Origin of the sequence: Burkholderia sp. D-99, assembly GCF_011605345.1 — a bacterium.
Lineage (GTDB): Bacteria > Pseudomonadota > Gammaproteobacteria > Burkholderiales > Burkholderiaceae > Burkholderia.
The window spans coordinates 1,321,985-1,339,022 of the sequence record NZ_JAAOXM010000001.1 but is presented as its reverse complement, the minus strand read 5'-3'; the positions used below and the strand labels follow the sequence as shown (position 1 = coordinate 1,339,022).

The window sequence follows — 17,038 nt, the reverse complement described above, 5'->3', positions numbered from 1 at the left end:
AATTATTGAGCAAATGTGCCCGATTTTCCGGTCGTGACGCGGCATCGAGCCCCGGCTTGTGCAGACCGCCTGGCGAGCGGGCAAAGGCCGCGCCGCTCGTTCGGGATGCGATGCGGCCGGGCGGTTTTTTCAGCTGAGGGCGGTGTGCTTCCGATCGATCGGGAGCGCTGGTCGCACCGTGTACGCCCGGGCATCGGCGCGGCCCGGGTGCCGGCCGCGCCGACGCGCGAACGCGACCGGTTGCACCCATCGGCGACGAATTCGGCCCGAACCTGATCGCGTGAAGTAAACTACGCGGTTACGACGCACAGACCCGCCGAAAGCGTCGCGTTCCACGCGACGCTTTTGCATTTCTGCGGCAATTTTATTGACGCTTTCAACCGCGAATCCGAGCCGCGCCCGCGCGCGGCGATAGAGCCAACGATGTCCCGAATTTCCTTGTTTCCGCGTCAGTCCCGTCTGTCGCGCGCCGTGCGTGGCGCGCTGGCGATCCTGGCGCTCGGCGCAACCGCATCGGCCTGGGCGGCCGGCACCGGCGAACTGCCGGCGTCCGCTTCCGGCGGCGCAGCGCCGCTTACCGTGACGGTCCAGCCCGGCCAGTCGCTGAACGACATCGCGAAAGCGGCCACGCAGTCGCGCGATCCCGGTGTGCTCGCGCGCGCCGGCCGCGCGCTGTTCGACGCCAATCCGCAGGCGTTCATGAAGCACGACGCGAGCCGCCTGAAAGTCGGCGCGACGCTGAACGTGCCGGCGCTCGACGCGACAGGCGCGGCACTCGTGCCGGCCGGCGCATCGGGCGCATCGGGTGCGGCGGCAGCGTCCGCGCCCGCCGCGGCGTCCAGCGGCACGCCGGTCGCGCAGCATGGTGCGTCCGCGCCGCATCCGGGGTCGACTCCCGGGGCAACCGTGTCATCCGCGCCGGTGGCGCCGGCCGTGCATGCGGCTCCGGTGAGCGGCGCGAGCGTCGCGACAGCCGCCGGTGCGTCGGCATCGATCGGCGCCTCGGCGGCGCACGGCGCATCGGCTGTCGACAGCACGCAGGCGGCAGCGCCCGTTGCCGGTGCAAGCGGTCCCCACGTGTGGAGCGGCACGATCCAGTCGGTGCCGTCGTCAGCGAGCGGTGTCGCGCTCCCGCCTGCAGCGGGCAGCCAGGTTTCGGGCATGAACGAACCAGCCGGGGCGGTGCCTGTCACGGGCGCGTCGCAGCCGCGGCCGTCGAGCCTGCAGCAACTGCTGGCGTTGAAGAACCGCGTGCTGATGGAGTTGCAGAAGCACGGCATCGGCAAGCCGGCCACGACGAACGCGGTCGCGCCGGCTCCGGCGCCCGTCGCGCCGCGTCCGGCCGCGAACGATGCGGGCGCGTCCTCTGCCGCGCCGACGGCAGGCGAAGCCGCGTCCGGCGTCGCCGCCAGCGCGGTGCAGCCGGCATCGGTATCGGTGCCCACACAACCGGCCGCGCCGGTGGCGGCTCCTGCACGCAGTACCGAGCAGATGGACTGGCGTCCGGTCGCGGTGGCCGGTGCGGCCGTGATTGTCCTTGCGGCAGGTTTCGCGTGGCGCAAGCGCCGGAACGGCCGACGCACGGAAGAAACGGGTGATGCGGGTACGGGCGCGACGGCTGCCGCGGGTACGGATGCGACGGCTGCTGCGGCCGCAGCGGGCGGTGCCGCGGCTGCGACGACAGAAGTCGAAGCCGCGCCGTCTTTCGAACCGGAACTGCCGATCCGGCCCGAGATGCCGGTTGCACGCGACGCGGCTTCCGACTTGAGCCTTGCCGCGGCGACTGCTGCAGCGGCGGAGACGGTCGATACGGTCGAGACGCCGGATACGGATGAGACGCCGGCACCGGAAGTGGCGAAGCTGCATGACGAGCAACCCGAATTGCCGGTCGCGCATGCCGTAGTGCCGCCCGCGAGCGAGGCGGCTCCGGTTCCGGTTCCGCACGATGCCGAGCCGGTAGAGGCGGTCGCTGCCGAAAAGCCGGCGGAAAAGCTTGCCGAGACGCCGATCGCACCCGCGGCCGCCGAAGTGCAGCACGCGGCGCTGATGCAGAACGCGATCAGCGCGCTCAATAGCCTCGACATGCCGCTGCCGCCGCGCATGCCTGACGAGTCGTCGCTGACGGCGGACGAGTCGGCCGCGCAGGCAGGGCAGTCCGATACCGATAAAACCGCAACTAACGGTCAAGCCGACCCACGCCAGCCGATTGGCGCGATCGATCCGGCCGTGCAACACGCGGCCGACCAGGACGACGAGTTCGATTGGGATCCGGACATGGCGACGCCTGCCGGCCAGGCGGGCGGCCCGTTCGCGACGTCGTCGCTGCCGCCGCTCGGCGGCGCGCAGTTCGGCGCGCTGAAGCTCGACTTCGATCTCGACCTGCCGCCCACGCCGGGCGCCGCTTTGCCGGCGCTGACGCCGGACGAGCTCGCCCGCATCGCGCGCAACAAGCTCGACCTCGCGGCCGAATACGTGGAGCTGGGTGACCTGTCCGGCGCGCGGACGCTGCTGCAGGAAGTGGTCGACGCGAACGACACGGCGACGCGCGACGATGCGCGTGCGCTGCTCGCGAAACTGGCGGACGAGGCGTGATGCGGATCGCCCTCGGCATCCAGTACGACGGCACGGCGTTCTGCGGCTGGCAGGCGCAGCCGCACGGCAAGACCGTGCAGGATCGGCTCGAGCGCGCGCTGGCCGAGTTCGCGCGCGTGCCGCTGCATACGACGGTGGCCGGGCGCACCGATACAGGCGTGCACGGGCTCGGGCAGGTCGTGCACTTCGATACCGACCTGGATCGCGAGGTTTTCTCGTGGGTGCGCGGCACCAACGCGTTCCTGCCGCCGACCGTGGCGGTGCAGTGGGCGAAGCCGATGCCGGAGACGTTCCACGCGCGTTTCTCGGCGTTCGAGCGCACCTATTACTACGCGCTGTACGTGCATCCCGTGCGCTCGCCGATGCTGGCGGGGCGCGCGGGCTGGATCCATACGCCGCTCGACGACGACGCGATGCGCGCCGCCGCCGCGCACCTGATCGGCGAGCACGACTTCTCGTCGTTCCGGTCGTCGGAATGCCAGTCGAAGACGCCGGTCAAACACCTGTACCAGATCGACGTGCGGCGCGTGGGCCATTTCATTCATTTCCGGTTCCGCGCCAACGCGTTCCTGCACCACATGGTGCGCAACCTGATGGGCTGCCTCGTCGCGGTCGGTCGCGGCCGCTATCCGGCCGACTGGCTTGCCGACGTGCTGGCCGGGCGCGACCGCAACCTTGCGGCCCCCACGTTCATGGCCGACGGGCTGTATCTCGCCCACGTCGGCTACCCGGCGGAATTCGCCGTCCCGCCCGCGCAGCTCGGCAGCGTGCCGTGGAGCAGCGTCTGGGCCGATCTGGACCCTCAATCATGACGGATCACGCCGTGTCTCCTTCGACCCCCGCCGCGGCCGGCCTGCCGCCGCGCACGCGCATCAAGCTGTGCGGGCTGTCGCGCCCCGAGGACGTGCTGCACGCGGCGGCGCTCGGCGCCGATGCGATCGGCCTCGTGTTCTATCCGAAGAGCCCGCGCGCGGTGACGATCGCGCAGGCGGCCGAGCTGGCGCGCCTCGCGCCGCCGTTCGTGTCGGTGGTCGGGTTGTTCGTGAATGCGACCGAAGCCGAGATCGAGGCCGTCGTGCGCGATGTGCCGCTCACGCTGCTGCAGTTCCATGGCGACGAGACGCCCGAGCAGTGTGACGCACTCGGCCGCGCGGCACGCCTGCCGTGGTTGCGCGCGGTGCGCGTCGGCCCCTCGACGCAATCGGCCGATTTGGTAGAATCGGGTCTTCATTATTCGAAAGCGCGCGGCCTCCTGTTCGACACCCTGGTGCCGGATTACGGCGGTAGCGGCAAGGTCTTCGATTGGTCTCTTATTCCCGCAGAGCTCGCGCATCGGGCCGTTTTGAGTGGTGGCTTGAGCGCGCAAAACGTCGGTGATGCGATTCGCCAGTTGCGCCCGTTTGCTGTCGATGTCTCGAGTGGCATCGAAGTGGAGGGCGCGAAGGGCGTGAAGGATCACGCCCGGATGGCGGCGTTCGTACGCGCGGTGCGCGAAGCGGACGCCGGGTGATGCAAGCCGGTGCGGCCCCGAAAGCGGGGCGCACCGACCGATCGAGAGAGACACCATGTACAACCTTCCTGATGATCGCGGCCACTTCGGCCCGTATGGCGGCGTGTTCGTCGCCGAGACGCTGATTCACGCGCTGGACGAACTGCGCGCGGCGTATGAAAAATTCCAGAACGAGCCCGGTTTCGTCGCCGAATTCGAGCGCGAGCTGAAGCATTTCGTCGGCCGCCCGTCGCCGATCTATCACGCGCAGCGCTGGAGCGAGACGCTCGGCGGCGCGCAGATCTACCTGAAGCGCGAAGACCTGAACCACACGGGTGCGCACAAGATCAACAACGTGATCGGCCAGGCGCTGCTCGCGAAGCGCATGGGCAAGAAGCGCGTGATCGCCGAGACGGGCGCCGGCCAGCACGGCGTCGCGACCGCGACGATCTGCGCCCGCTTCGGGATGGAGTGCGTCGTCTACATGGGTTCGGAAGACGTGCGCCGTCAGGCTGCGAACGTCTACCGGATGAAGCTGCTTGGCGCGACCGTCGTGCCGGTCGAATCGGGTTCGCGTACGCTGAAGGACGCGCTGAACGAAGCGATGCGCGACTGGGTCACGAACATCGAGAACACGTTCTACATCATCGGCACGGTCGCGGGCCCGCACCCGTACCCGATGATGGTGCGCGACTTCCAGCGCGTGATCGGTGACGAGTGCAAGGTGCAGATGCCCGAACTCGCGGGCCGGCAGCCGGACGCGGTGATCGCCTGCGTCGGCGGCGGCTCGAACGCGATGGGCATCTTCTACCCGTACATCGACGACACCTCGGTGCAGCTGATCGGCGTCGAAGCGGCCGGCGACGGCCTCGACACGGGCCATCACGCGGCGTCGCTGATCGCCGGTAGCCCGGGCGTGCTGCACGGCAACCGTACCTACCTGCTGCAGGACGACGACGGCCAGATCATCGAGACGCATTCGGTGTCGGCGGGCCTTGATTATCCGGGCGTCGGCCCCGAGCACGCGTGGCTGAAGGACAGCGGCCGTGCGCAGTACGTCGGTATTACCGACGAGGAAGCGCTGAAGGCGTTCCACGACTGCTGCCGGATCGAGGGGATCATTCCCGCGCTCGAGTCGAGCCACGCGATCGCGTATGGCGTGAAGCTCGCGCCGACGTTGCCGAAGGACAAGATCCTGCTCGTCAACCTGTCGGGCCGCGGCGACAAGGACATGCACACGGTCGCCGAGCGATCGGGCATCGAACTCTGACCCCGACCGATGCGTGACCTGATCGAAGAACCGGGCGGCGGTGCCGCAAGCGAGGCGGGGGCGGGTCAGCCCGCCGCTGCCGTGCCGCGCGCGCTGCCGTCCGGGATCGAACTGCATAACCGCGATTTCCTGACCGATGCCGCGCACCTGCCGGACGCGTCGATCGACCTGATCGTCGCCGATCCGCCGTACGGGCTCGGCAAGGACTACGGCAACGACTCGGACAAGCGCTCGGGCGACGATTTTCTCGCGTGGACACGCGAGTGGCTCGAGATCGCGATTCCGAAGCTGAAGCCGAGCGGCTCGATGTACATCTTCTGCACGTGGCAGTACGCGCCGGAAATCTTCAGTTTCCTGAAGACGCAACTCACGATGGTCAACGAGATCATCTGGGACCGGCGCGTGCCGAGCATGGGCGGCACGACGCGCCGTTTCACGTCGGTGCACGACAACATCGGCTTTTTCGCGGTTTCCAAGGCGTATTACTTCGATCTCGATCCGGTCCGCATCCCGTACGACGCCGACACGAAGAAGGCCCGCTCGCGCAAGCTGTTCGAAGGCAGCAAGTGGCTGGAGATGGGCTACAACCCGAAGGACGTCTGGTCGGTCTCGCGCCTGCACCGGCAGCACGCGGAGCGCGTCGATCACCCGACCCAGAAGCCGCTGGAAATCATCGAGCGGATGGTGCTCGCAAGCTGCCCGCCGGGCGGCCGCGTGCTCGATCCGTTCATGGGCAGCGGCACGACCGCGGTGGCCTGCGCACGGCAGGGGCGCGACTTCGTCGGCTACGAGATCAACGAAAGCTATTGTGCGATCGCGCACGAGCGCGTGAACGCGCTCGCTGCGCCGGCGTGCGCGTGAATCGCGCAGCCGCGTCGCCGAAGCATTGAGGAAAATTGCCATGTCCCGTATTCAGCAAACCTTCGCCGCACTCGCCGAACAAGGCCGCAAGGGCCTGATCCCGTTCATCACGGCCGGCGACCCGGATCCCGCCAAAACCGTCGAATTCATGCACGCGCTCGCCGAAGGCGGCGCGGACGTGATCGAACTCGGCGTGCCGTTCTCGGACCCGATGGCCGACGGCCCCGTGATCCAGCGCTCGTCGGAACGCGCGCTCGCGCGCGGCGTCACGCTCAAGAGCGTGCTCGCCGACGTGAAGCGCTTTCGCGAAACCGACCCCAAAACGCCCGTGGTGCTGATGGGCTATGCGAACCCGATCGAGCGGATGGGCGTCGACACGTTCGCTGCCGAAGCGCAGGCGGCCGGTGTCGACGGCGTGCTCGTCGTCGACTATCCGCCGGAAGAGGCGGGCGTATTCGCCGAGAAAATGCGCGCCGCGCAGATCGATCCGATCTTCCTGCTCGCGCCCACGTCGACCGACGAACGTATCGCCGACGTCGGCAAGATCGCGAGCGGCTACGTGTATTACGTATCGCTCAAGGGCGTGACCGGCGCAGGAAATCTGGATGTTTCGAGCATTGCGGGTAAAATCCCGGCCATCAAGTCGCGTGTGCCAGTTCCGGTCGGCGTCGGCTTCGGTATCCGCGACGCCGAAACGGCGCGCGCGGTGGCCGAAGTGTCGGACGCGGTCGTGATCGGCAGCCGCCTCGTGCAGCTGCTCGAAAGCGCTGCGCCGGAGGGTGCCGCCGCCGCGCTGAAGACTTTCATTGCCGAGCTGCGCGCCGCCCTGGACGGCGCGGGCAAGACGGCGCGATAAACACAACACAGGAAGCGGGAACGGGCCATGCGGCCCGGCCCGCCACGGAACAGGAAACCATACGATGAGCTGGCTCGACAAACTGTTGCCGCCGAAGATCAAGCAGACCGACCCGAAAAGCCGCAAGGGTATTCCGGAAGGCCTGTGGGTCAAGTGCCCGTCCTGCGAGGCCGTGCTGTACCGCAACGACGTGGACGCGAACCTGCACGTGTGCCCGAAGTGCGATCACCACATGCGCATCGGCGCGCGTGAGCGCCTCGACGGGCTGCTCGATCCGGAAGGCCGCTACGAGATCGGCCAGGAAATCGTGCCGGTCGACACGCTGAAGTTCAAGGACAGCCGCAAGTACCCCGATCGTCTGAAGGAAGCGATGGACGACACGGGCGAAACCGACGCGATGGTCGTGATGGGCGGTGCGATCCACACGCTGCCGGTGGTCGCGGCCTGCTTCGAGTTCTCGTTCATGGGCGGCTCGATGGGCTCGGTGGTCGGCGAGCGCTTCGCACGCGGCGCGCAGAACGCGCTCGAACAGCAGGTGCCGTTCATCTGCTTCACCGCTTCGGGCGGTGCACGGATGCAGGAAAGCCTGCTGTCGCTGATGCAGATGGCGAAAACCACCGCGATGCTGACCAAGCTGGCCGAAGCGAAGCTGCCGTTCATCTCGGTGCTGACCGACCCGACGATGGGTGGCGTGTCGGCGAGCTTTGCATTCCTCGGCGACGTCGTGATCGCCGAACCGAAGGCGCTGATTGGCTTCGCCGGCCCGCGCGTGATCGAGCAGACGGTCCGCGAGAAGCTGCCGGAAGGCTTCCAGCGCGCTGAATTCCTGCTGACGACGGGCGCGATCGACATGATCGTCGACCGCCGCAAGATGCGCGACGAGATCGCGCAGTTGCTCGCGCTGCTGCAGCGACAGCCGGCCGACGCGCTGGCTTGACCGGCGCAAGGTTGTGAACTCTGCGCGTCGCCTGGCTTCAGCGTCAGGCGGCGCGCTTCGTTTTTTGGCGTAGTGGCGGTACCGATCCAGATTTGATCCGATGAGCACTTTTCCCACTCTCGACGCGTGGCTTTCGCATCTCGAACGCGCGCACCCGGTCGGCATCGACATGGGCCTGACCCGCATCGGGCAGGTCAAGGCGGCGCTGCAGCTCGAATTCGCGTGTCCCGTCATCACCGTCGGCGGCACGAACGGCAAGGGCTCGACCTGCGCGTTCCTCGAGACGATCCTCGTGCGCGCGGGCTACAAGGTCGGCTGCCACACGTCGCCGCACCTGCTCGAATTCAACGAGCGGGCGCGCGTGAACGGGCAGAACGTCACCGATGACGAACTGCTGCCGCACTTCGAGGCCGTCGAAGCCGCGCGCACGTCGCTGCCCGAGCCCGTGTCGCTCACGTACTTCGAATTCACGACGCTCGCGATCCTGCACCTGTTCGCTTCGCGCGGGCTCGACGCGGTGATCCTCGAAGTCGGCCTCGGCGGCCGGCTCGATGCGGTGAACATCATCGATACCGATTGCGCGATCGTCACGAGCATCGACATCGACCACACCGAATACCTCGGCGACACGCGCGAGAAGATCGCCTTCGAGAAGGCCGGGATCTTCCGTGCCGGCAAGCCGGCGATCTGCGGCGATCCGGCCGCGCCGCAAACGCTGATCGACCACGCCGAAGCGATCGGCGCCGACCTGTGGCTTGTGGGCCGCGATTTCCGCTACGAGGCGCAGGCAGGCGCGGAGCGCCAGCAGTGGAGCTACCTCGGTCGCGAGAAGCGCTATCCGTCGCTGGCGTATCCGGCGCTGCGCGGCGCGAATCAGCTGATCAATGCATCGGCCGCGCTCGCCGCGCTCGAAGCGCTGCGGCCGGTGCTGCCGGTGTCGGCGCAGGACATCCGGCTCGGCCTCGCGAACGTCGAGCTGCCGGGGCGCTTCCAGGTGCTGCCCGGCAAGCCGGCGATCGTGCTGGACGTCGCGCACAACCCGCATGCATCGGCCGTGCTCGAGCAGAACCTCGGCAACATGGGTTTCTTCCCGTACACGTACGCGGTGTTCGGCGCGATGCACGACAAGGACATCGACGGCGTGCTGCAGCACCTGAAGGGCGAGATTGACCACTGGTGCGTGACCGACCTGCCGCTGCCGCGCGCGGCTTCCGCGGAGCAGCTCGAAGCCGCGCTGCGCAAGGCCGGCGTGGAGGAGGGGCCCGATTCGAGCGTCACGCGGTACACGTCGCCCGCCGAAGCGTTTCGCGATGCACTAAAAAGAGCATCCGAGAATGATAGAATCGTGGTTTTCGGCAGTTTCCATACGGTTGCCGGCGTGCTGGCCTACCGTAAATCGCAGCAACACTGACTGACGGGCAGTTTCGGACTCAGCCATTCATGGGAATTTTCTCGTTCGGTAAAAAAGACGACGACGCGCCCCCGCGGCGCGGCGGTCGCACCGGGGCCTCCCGGAACGTGCGCACGGAGCGCACCACTGAACGCGTCGAGCGTCGCTCGCGCCGCACCGAGCGTCCGGAATCGGACGCGCTGCTCCTCGATCCGACCCTTCCAGAAAAGCAACGCGCACGCCGTCGCCTCGTCGGTGCGATCGCGCTCGTCGTGGCAGCCGTGATCGTGCTGCCGATGGTGCTCGATTCGCACCCGAAGCCGGTGACGGACGACATTGCAATCGACATTCCGAACCGGCCTGCGCACCAGGCGGTCGCGCCGCGCGACGATGACGCATCCGATGTGCAAGCGGGCGTCGCGCACGACGAACCGCCGGCATCCGATGTCGCCGTTGCGGCGGCGCCGGCCCCCGTGCCGAAGGACGCCGACAAGCCGGCCGCGAAACCCGATAACACGACCACGGCGAGCGTGACGCCGCCGAAGCCTGCGCCGAAACCGGCTGCCCCGGTGGCGAAGCCGGCTGCGCCGAAGCCCGCACCCGCGCCTGCGGCCGTCGCGAATGCCGACGCCGCGAGCCCGGACAGCGGCGACGCATCGTCGCCGGCATCGCCGGCCGGTGCGCGCTTCGCGGTGCAGCTCGGCTCGTTCAAGGACGACGCGACGGCCCGTTCGTGGGCCACCAAGTTGAAATCGGCGGGCGTGCCCGCATATGTCGAGCATCGCAAGCAGTCGGACGGCAGCACGGCTACACTGTTGCGTGCCGGTCCGTTCGCGGATCGCGCGGCGGCTTCCGCCGCGATCGCGAAGGTGCGCGAAGCCGGCCTGACGCAGTAACGCACGATGCTGACGGCTTTCGACTACGCTGTATTGGCGGTGATCGTGTTGTCGGCGCTGCGCGGTGCGTGGCGCGGCTTCGTGTCGGAAATATTCGGGCTGATCGGCTGGATTGCGGCGATCGTGATCGCGGGCCGCTACGTCGGGCTGGTCGTGCCGTACATCCCGGCGAACTGGCCGGGCGGCGCGCTGACGCAGTGGGTGATCGCTTTCGCGCTGCTCGTGATCGGCGTCGTGCTGGTCGCCGGTGTCGCCAACGCGCTGCTGTCGCGGATCGCGCAGGCGAGTGGCCTGGGCGGCGTCGACCGCTCGCTGGGCATGATGTTCGGGCTCGTCCGCGGCTGCGTGCTGGTGGTGGTGCTGGTCGCGGCGGCCGGGCTGACCGAACTGCCCAAACAGGATTTCTGGCGCAATGCGCTATTGCGTCCTTTCGCCGAACAGGGCGTGCACGAGCTGAAGCAGCTCCTGCCCGACGGCATGGCCCAGTACGTACGCGTGTGACGACGCGGCCGGGCAGGACGGAACCGATTTTGTCATTCTGAAGGACATGCCATGTGCGGCATCGTAGGCGTTATCTCCCAATCCCCGGTCAATCAGCTGATCTATGACAGCCTGCTGCTGCTGCAGCATCGCGGTCAGGACGCGGCGGGCATCGCGACGGTGGACGGCAGCAATTTCCACATGTACAAGGCGAACGGCATGGTGCGCGACGTGTTCCGCACGCGCAACATGCGCAGCCTGCCCGGCACCTACGGCATCGGCCAGGTGCGCTACCCGACGGCCGGTTCGGCGTCGAGCGAGGCCGAAGCGCAACCGTTCTACGTGAACGCGCCGTTCGGGATCATCCTCGCGCACAACGGCAACCTGACGAACTGGCAGCAACTGAAGGACGAGATGTTCCGGATCGATCGCCGGCACATCAACACCAATTCCGACAGCGAAGTGCTGCTCAACGTGTTCGCGCACGAGCTGCAACTGTCGACCACGGGCCTCGAGCTCGATCCGGCGTCGGTGTTCAAGGCGGTCTCGGGCGTGCATCGTCGCCTGCAGGGTTCGTATGCGATCGTGTCGCTGATCGCCGGCTACGGCCTGCTCGCGTTCCGCGACCCGTTCGGCATCCGTCCGCTGTGCATCGGCAAGCTCGAGACCGAGCACGGCACCGAATGGATGGTCGCGTCGGAGTCGGTGGCCGTCGAAGGCATCGGTTTCGAATTCGTGCGCGACGTGCAGCCGGGCGAGGCGATCTTCATCGATCCGGCCGGCAACTTCCACAGCCAGCAGTGCGCGGAGCAGCCGACGCTGAATCCGTGCATGTTCGAATACGTGTACCTCGCGCGTCCGGATTCGTGCCTCGACGGCGTGCCGGTCTACAACGTCCGCCTGCGCATGGGCGACTATCTCGCCGAGAAGATCAAGCGCGAACTGCCGAACGTGCCGATCGACGTCGTGATGCCGATTCCCGATTCGTCGCGCCCGGCCGCGATGCAGGTTGCCGCGAAGCTCGGCGTCGAGTACCGCGAAGGCTTCTTCAAGAACCGCTACGTCGGCCGTACGTTCATCATGCCGGGGCAGGCCGTGCGCAAGAAGTCGGTGCGCCAGAAGCTCAATGCGATGAGCATCGAGTTCAAGGACAAGAACGTACTGATCGTCGACGATTCGATCGTGCGCGGCACGACCTCGCATGAAATCGTGCAGATGGCGCGCGATGCGGGCGCGAAGTCGGTGATCTTCGCGTCGGCGGCGCCGCCCGTGAAGTTCCCGAACGTGTACGGCATCGACATGCCGACGCGCGGCGAGCTCGTCGCTCACGGCCGCACCGACGAAGAAGTCGCGAAGATGATCGGCGCCGACCACCTGATCTATCAGGACGTCGACGACCTGCGCCGCGCGGTGCGCGACATCAACCCGAAGCTCGAACGCTTCGAGGCATCGTGCTTCGACGGCAACTACATCACCGGCGACGTGACGCCGGAGTATCTCGATGCGATCGAGCGCGCGCGTCTCGCGCCGGCATCGCAGGCCGATCGCGATACGGCTGGCGACACCGAGCGTTCGCAGATGAACCTGCAGTTGTCGGTCGAGTGACACCGGCGCGCGCTTTTGACGAAGCGTGATAGGATGTGGCCTTGCGTCGATTTGATATCAGCTTGCGGACGCGGGGCGACTTCCCAAAACAGCTAAAGCGAAGGCCGGTGACAACCGGCCCGAGTCGATCGCTGTCGTACCGCACCGAAGCCCGCTGATGCCGACGCATAGCGGGCTTTTTGTTTTGGCCTGGTCTTGACTGGGTTCGCGCGACCAGCGCGGCCATCGAATACGGAAAAACGGAACATGGACGACTCCCTCAACTTCGACACGCTTGCCGTGCGCGCGGGCACGCTGCGCAGCGACTTCAACGAGCACTCGGAAGCGCTGTTCCTCACGTCGAGCTTCTGCTTCCAGAGCGCGGCCGACGCGGCCGAGCGCTTCGCGAATTCGGAAGACTACTTCACCTATTCGCGCTTCACGAACCCGACCGTCACCATGTTCCAGGACCGTCTCGCGGCGCTCGAGGGCGGCGAGGCGTGCATCGCGACGGCATCGGGGATGGCCGCGATCATGTCGGTCGTGATGGCCGCACTGCAGGCCGGCGACCACCTCGTCAGCTCGCGCAGCCTGTTCGGCTCGACGCTCGGGATGTTCTCGCAGATCTTCAGCAAGTTCGGGATCACGACGACCTTCGTCGACCCGACCGACCTGAACGCGTGGAAGGACGCCGTGCGCGCGGAAACGAAGATGTTCTTCCTCGAGACGCCGTCGAACCCGCTGACCGAACTCGCCGACATCGAAGCGATCGGCAAGATCGCGAAGGCATCGAACGCGCTGTTCGTCGTCGACAATTGTTTCTGCAGCCCGGTGCTGCAGCAGCCGCTGAAGCTCGGCGCGGACGTCGTGATGCACTCGGCGACGAAATTCCTCGATGGCCAGGGCCGCGTGCTCGGCGGCGCGCTGGTCGGCTCGAAGGAATTCATCATGGGCAAGGTGTTCCCGTTCGTGCGCAGCGCGGGCCCGACGCTGTCGGCGTTCAACGCATGGGTGCTGCTGAAGGGGATGGAGACGCTGTCGCTGCGCGTCGAGAAGCAATCGGCGAACGCGCTGGAGATTGCGCGCTGGCTCGATTCGCATCCGGCGGTGGCGCGCGTGTTTCATCCGGGCCTCGAATCGCACCCGCAGCACGAACTCGCGAAACGTCAGCAGAAAGCGGGCGGGGCGATCCTGTCGTTCGAGCTGAAGGGCGACACGCCCGAACAGCAGCGCGCGAATGCCTGGCGCGTGATCGACAACACGAAGCTGATCTCGATCACCGGCAACCTCGGCGACACGCGTACGACCATTACGCATCCGGCGACCACCACGCACGGCCGCATCACGCCGGAAGCGCGCGCGGCAGCGGGGATCAGCGAAGGGCTGATCCGCTTGTCGGTCGGCCTGGAAGATGCGGGCGACCTGCGCAAGGATCTCGCGCGCGGGCTCGAAGGCTGAGCGCGGCACGTCACGCATGTCGTGACGTGATTTGACGTGACGATGGACGAAGGGCCGTTCGCTTGCGCGAACGGCCCTTTGTTTTTTGTGTCGACGAAGTCGCGCGGCTCAGCCGGTGCGATGTCCGTCCGCGTGCGCGTCGTTGCGCATCGCTTCCACCATCCATCGCAGCGTGTCGTCGAGCGGCGTGACGGGTAGCTCGCCCACCGCGCGCCGCAGCTTGTCGCGCGACCCGGAGAGGCTCTTCACCTCGTTGTGCCGCACGAAACGCGGATCGATCGTCACGTCGATCACGTAACCGGCGATGCGCGACAGCATCGCCAGCACTTCCTTCAGCGAATACGCGCGCTCCGAGCACACGTTGAACGTCTCGCCGGCCGGCGCGGCTTCGACCAGCTTCAGGTACGCAGCCGTCACGTCGCGCACGTCGGAGAAATCGCGGCTCACGTCGAGGTTGCCGAGCGAGATCCGTGGTTCGTTGCGCGCATAGTGCGCGACGAGCTTCGGCAGCAGGTACGCATCGCTCTGGCCGACACCCGTGTAGTTGAACGGCCGCGCGATCACGATCGGCAGCCGGTCGGCCCACAGCTTCGCCGCATATTCCATCGCGAGCTTGCTGACCGCGTAGTCGTTCGCCGGGGCGGGGGCGACGGTTTCGTCGAGCACGCCGGCCGTCGAATTGCCGTAGATGTTCGCGCTGCTGGCGAGCAGCACGGCCGACGGGCGGCGATCGAGGCCCGCCAGCGCAGCCAGCAGGTTGCGGGTGCCGACGATGTTGACCGCGTAAGTTTGCGACGGCTCGTCCTGCGCGACATGCGCGCGCGCGGCGAGATGCAGGACCGCATCGGGCCGGGCATCGGCGGCCGCCGCGCGCACCGCTTGCGCGTCGAGCAGGTCGACGGGCAGCAGCGTGCAGTGCGCGAATGCCGGATCGCCAGGCCGCGGCGCACCGGGCGCGATCGTGCCCCAGACCTCATAGCCGGCTGCCTGCAGGCGCTCGGCCATGTAGCGGCCCGTGAAGCCCGTCAGGCCCGTGACGAACGCACGGCGCGATGGGCGTCCGGCTTCAGAACGTGTCATGGTGTTGATTCCGCGTCAAATCCGCTTCGACCATCATCTGGCAAAGTTGTTCGAGCGTCGTCTTCGGTTCCCAGCCGAGCTTGGCTTTGGCCTTGTCGGCGCAGCCGATCAGCAGGTCGACCTCGGCAGGGCGGTAGAACTTCGGGTTCACTTCCACGAGCACGTTGCCGTTCGACGCGTCGATGCCGCGTTCCTGCTCGCCCTTGCCGGTCCATTCGATCTGGTAGCCGGCAGCCGCGAACGCCATCTGCACGAAGTCGCGCACGGTCTCGGTGCGGTTGGTCGCGAGCACGTAGGTGTCGGGCTCGTCGGCCTGCAGCATGCGCCACATCCCTTCGACATATTCGAGCGCGAAGCCCCAGTCGCGCTTGGCGTCGAGGTTGCCGAGCTCGAGGCGGGTCGCCTTGCCGAGCTTGATCTTCGCAACGGTGTCGGTGATCTTGCGCGTGACGAACTCGCGGCCGCGCAGCGGCGATTCGTGGTTGAACAGGATGCCGCTGCTGCCGAACAGGCCGTACGACTCGCGGTAGTTCACCGTCATCCAGTGCGCGTACAGCTTCGCGACGCCGTACGGGCTGCGCGGATAGAACGCGGTCGTTTCGGTCTGCGGAATCGCCTGCACCTTGCCGAACATCTCGGATGTCGAGGCCTGATAGAAGCGCGTTTTCGGGCTCACGACGCGGATCGCCTCGAGCAGGTTCAACGGGCCGAGGCCCGTCACTTCGGCGGTCGTCGTCGGCTGGTCGAACGACACGCCGACGAAGCTCTGCGCGGCGAGGTTGTACAGCTCGTCGGGCTGCGTGCGTTCGAGCAGGCGCAGGCTCGAGCCGGCGTCGGTCAGGTCGTGTTCGACGAGCGTGAGGTTCGGGTGCGTGTCGACGCCGAGCTCGGCGATACGCCAGAAATTCACCGAACTGGTGCGGCGATAGGTGCCCGTGACCTCGTAGCCCTTGTCGAGCAGCAGTTTGGTCAGGTAGGCGCCGTCTTGCCCCGAGATTCCGGTAATGATGGCCTTTTTACGAGATTGGCTCATGGCGTTGTCCTGGTAGAAGCGAAAGGGAAATTCAGGCGGTCGTGCTTGCGGCAGCCGGCAGCGCACGGCGTGCGGGGCCGCGCGTCAGCCGCCGTTCGAAGCCGTACCAGCTCAGGGTCGCGTACGCGAGCGTGATCGCAAGCGCGAGCGCGGCCGTGACGAAGCGGTTCAGGCGCAGCGGCCAGAGTGCATACAGCACGCTCAGGTGGACCAAGTACACAGTGTAGCTGACGGTGCCCACGTAGACGAGCAGCGGGTTCGTCAGCACGCGCTGCACGAGGCCGCGACCGCGCAGCGCGATCACGACGATCGACGTGCACAGCAGCAGGGAGATGCTGTAGAGCGCCGCATTCGACAGCGGCGTGTTCGCGGCGCGAAAGCGCGGGAACGACAGGTGCAGCCAGCCGAGGAGCGCGAGCGACACGAGCGCGCCGACGATCGCGAGCGGATAGAACGGCTCCAGCGCGCGCCGGTCGCGGCGCAGCACGATCGCGAGCAGCGCGCCGGCTGCGAGCAGGTCCATCCGGAACGGCGTCAGGTAGTAGATCGGCCAGAACGAGTCGAACCACGGCGTCGCGATCGCGCGCAGCACGGGGGCTGCGACGATCAGCGCGGCGGCGACCCACAGCAGCGCGCGCTCCGAGCACCACAGCACGACGAACGGCCAGAAGATATAGAACTGCTCCTCGACCGCGAGCGACCACAGCACGTTCAGGCTGTCGTGGCCAATGCTGCCGAGCGACAGCCCGATGTTGGTCGAGAAGAACGCGAACCACGGCCAGTGCGGCAGCCAGCTCGCGCCGAACAGGATCGTCGACACCACCAGCAGCAACACGTACGGCGGCAGGATGCGGCGCACGCGGCGTGCGTAGAAGTGGCTGAAGTACGACTGCCCGCGCGCCTTGCGATCGAGCAGGATGCCGGTGATCAGCAGGCCGCTCAGCACGAAGAACAGGTCGACGCCCATCCAGAGCGGCGCCTTCAGCGCGTGCTGCAGGAACACGGCGCCCACCGCGATCGCGCGCAGCCCGTCGAGCTGCACGATGCGGCCGTGTTGCGGCGGGGCCAGGTCGGCGGATCGCGAGATGCCCGTCATCGCGCCGCTCCTTCGC

The 17,038-nt window shown here is 67.3% G+C and carries 15 protein-coding genes; 12 read left to right on the top strand and 3 right to left on the bottom strand.

Annotated features, from left to right (window positions below; translation table 11 throughout):
- Nucleotides 1-423: 423 nt before the first annotated feature.
- The 12 genes from HAV18_RS05825 (at nt 424) to HAV18_RS05770 (ending at nt 13,813) form a co-directional block, all read left to right on the top strand.
- The gene (locus HAV18_RS05825) at nt 424-2,592 is read left to right on the top strand and encodes a FimV/HubP family polar landmark protein (RefSeq protein ID WP_166953657.1); all 2,169 of its coding nucleotides are present in this window, start codon (nt 424-426) and stop codon (nt 2,590-2,592) included.
- Nucleotides 2,592-3,404, top strand: a complete 813-nt coding sequence (gene truA, locus HAV18_RS05820) for a tRNA pseudouridine(38-40) synthase TruA (protein ID WP_166953655.1) — start codon at nt 2,592-2,594, stop codon at nt 3,402-3,404. The genes HAV18_RS05825 and truA overlap by 1 nt, the downstream gene beginning before the upstream one ends.
- The gene (locus tag HAV18_RS05815; protein ID WP_166954155.1) at nt 3,401-4,102 is read left to right on the top strand and encodes a phosphoribosylanthranilate isomerase; all 702 of its coding nucleotides are present in this window, start codon (nt 3,401-3,403) and stop codon (nt 4,100-4,102) included. Before truA ends, HAV18_RS05815 begins: the two co-directional genes overlap by 4 nt.
- 55 nt (nt 4,103-4,157) lie before the next feature.
- Nucleotides 4,158-5,351 (top strand): tryptophan synthase subunit beta, encoded by a 1,194-nt coding sequence (trpB, locus tag HAV18_RS05810; protein WP_166953653.1) that lies wholly within the window; start codon nt 4,158-4,160, stop codon nt 5,349-5,351.
- A gap of 9 nt (nt 5,352-5,360) precedes the next feature.
- On the top strand, nt 5,361-6,212 hold the full coding sequence (locus HAV18_RS05805; RefSeq protein ID WP_166953651.1) for a site-specific DNA-methyltransferase: 852 nt from the start codon (nt 5,361-5,363) through the stop codon (nt 6,210-6,212).
- Nucleotides 6,213-6,252: 40 nt separating this feature from the next.
- Nucleotides 6,253-7,068: a tryptophan synthase subunit alpha gene (gene trpA / locus HAV18_RS05800; RefSeq protein WP_166953649.1), complete on the top strand. Its 816-nt coding sequence runs from the start codon at nt 6,253-6,255 to the stop codon at nt 7,066-7,068.
- Between the two features lie 64 nt (nt 7,069-7,132).
- Nucleotides 7,133-8,005: an acetyl-CoA carboxylase, carboxyltransferase subunit beta gene (accD, locus tag HAV18_RS05795; protein WP_166953647.1), complete on the top strand. Its 873-nt coding sequence runs from the start codon at nt 7,133-7,135 to the stop codon at nt 8,003-8,005.
- Nucleotides 8,006-8,105: 100 nt separating this feature from the next.
- On the top strand, nt 8,106-9,416 hold the full coding sequence (folC, locus tag HAV18_RS05790) for a bifunctional tetrahydrofolate synthase/dihydrofolate synthase (protein WP_166953644.1): 1,311 nt from the start codon (nt 8,106-8,108) through the stop codon (nt 9,414-9,416).
- 29 nt (nt 9,417-9,445) lie between these two features.
- Nucleotides 9,446-10,291: an SPOR domain-containing protein gene (locus tag HAV18_RS05785; RefSeq protein WP_166953642.1), complete on the top strand. Its 846-nt coding sequence runs from the start codon at nt 9,446-9,448 to the stop codon at nt 10,289-10,291.
- 6 nt (nt 10,292-10,297) lie between these two features.
- On the top strand, nt 10,298-10,792 hold the full coding sequence (locus HAV18_RS05780) for a CvpA family protein (RefSeq protein WP_166953640.1): 495 nt from the start codon (nt 10,298-10,300) through the stop codon (nt 10,790-10,792).
- 51 nt (nt 10,793-10,843) lie between these two features.
- Nucleotides 10,844-12,376 carry an amidophosphoribosyltransferase gene (gene purF / locus HAV18_RS05775; protein ID WP_166953638.1) on the top strand — a complete coding sequence of 511 codons (1,533 nt, stop codon included), beginning with the start codon at nt 10,844-10,846 and terminating at the stop codon, nt 12,374-12,376.
- Nucleotides 12,377-12,622: 246 nt separating this feature from the next.
- Nucleotides 12,623-13,813 (top strand): O-succinylhomoserine sulfhydrylase, encoded by a 1,191-nt coding sequence (locus HAV18_RS05770; protein WP_166953636.1) that lies wholly within the window; start codon nt 12,623-12,625, stop codon nt 13,811-13,813.
- A gap of 108 nt (nt 13,814-13,921) precedes the next feature.
- Here the strand turns inward: HAV18_RS05770 and HAV18_RS05765 are convergent, their stop codons facing one another.
- Genes HAV18_RS05765 through HAV18_RS05755 form a run of 3 tightly spaced genes read right to left on the bottom strand, consistent with a single transcriptional unit; the run spans nt 13,922 to nt 17,022 of the window.
- Nucleotides 13,922-14,893 carry an NAD-dependent epimerase/dehydratase family protein gene (locus tag HAV18_RS05765; protein WP_166953634.1) on the bottom strand — a complete coding sequence of 324 codons (972 nt, stop codon included), beginning with the start codon at nt 14,891-14,893 and terminating at the stop codon, nt 13,922-13,924.
- A complete protein-coding gene (gmd, locus tag HAV18_RS05760) occupies nt 14,880-15,926 on the bottom strand; it encodes a GDP-mannose 4,6-dehydratase (protein ID WP_166953632.1) in 1,047 nt (348 codons plus the stop codon). The genes HAV18_RS05765 and gmd overlap by 14 nt, the downstream gene beginning before the upstream one ends.
- Nucleotides 15,927-15,957: 31 nt before the next feature.
- Nucleotides 15,958-17,022, bottom strand: a complete 1,065-nt coding sequence (locus tag HAV18_RS05755) for an acyltransferase (RefSeq protein ID WP_166953630.1) — start codon at nt 17,020-17,022, stop codon at nt 15,958-15,960.
- Nucleotides 17,023-17,038 lie beyond the last annotated feature (16 nt).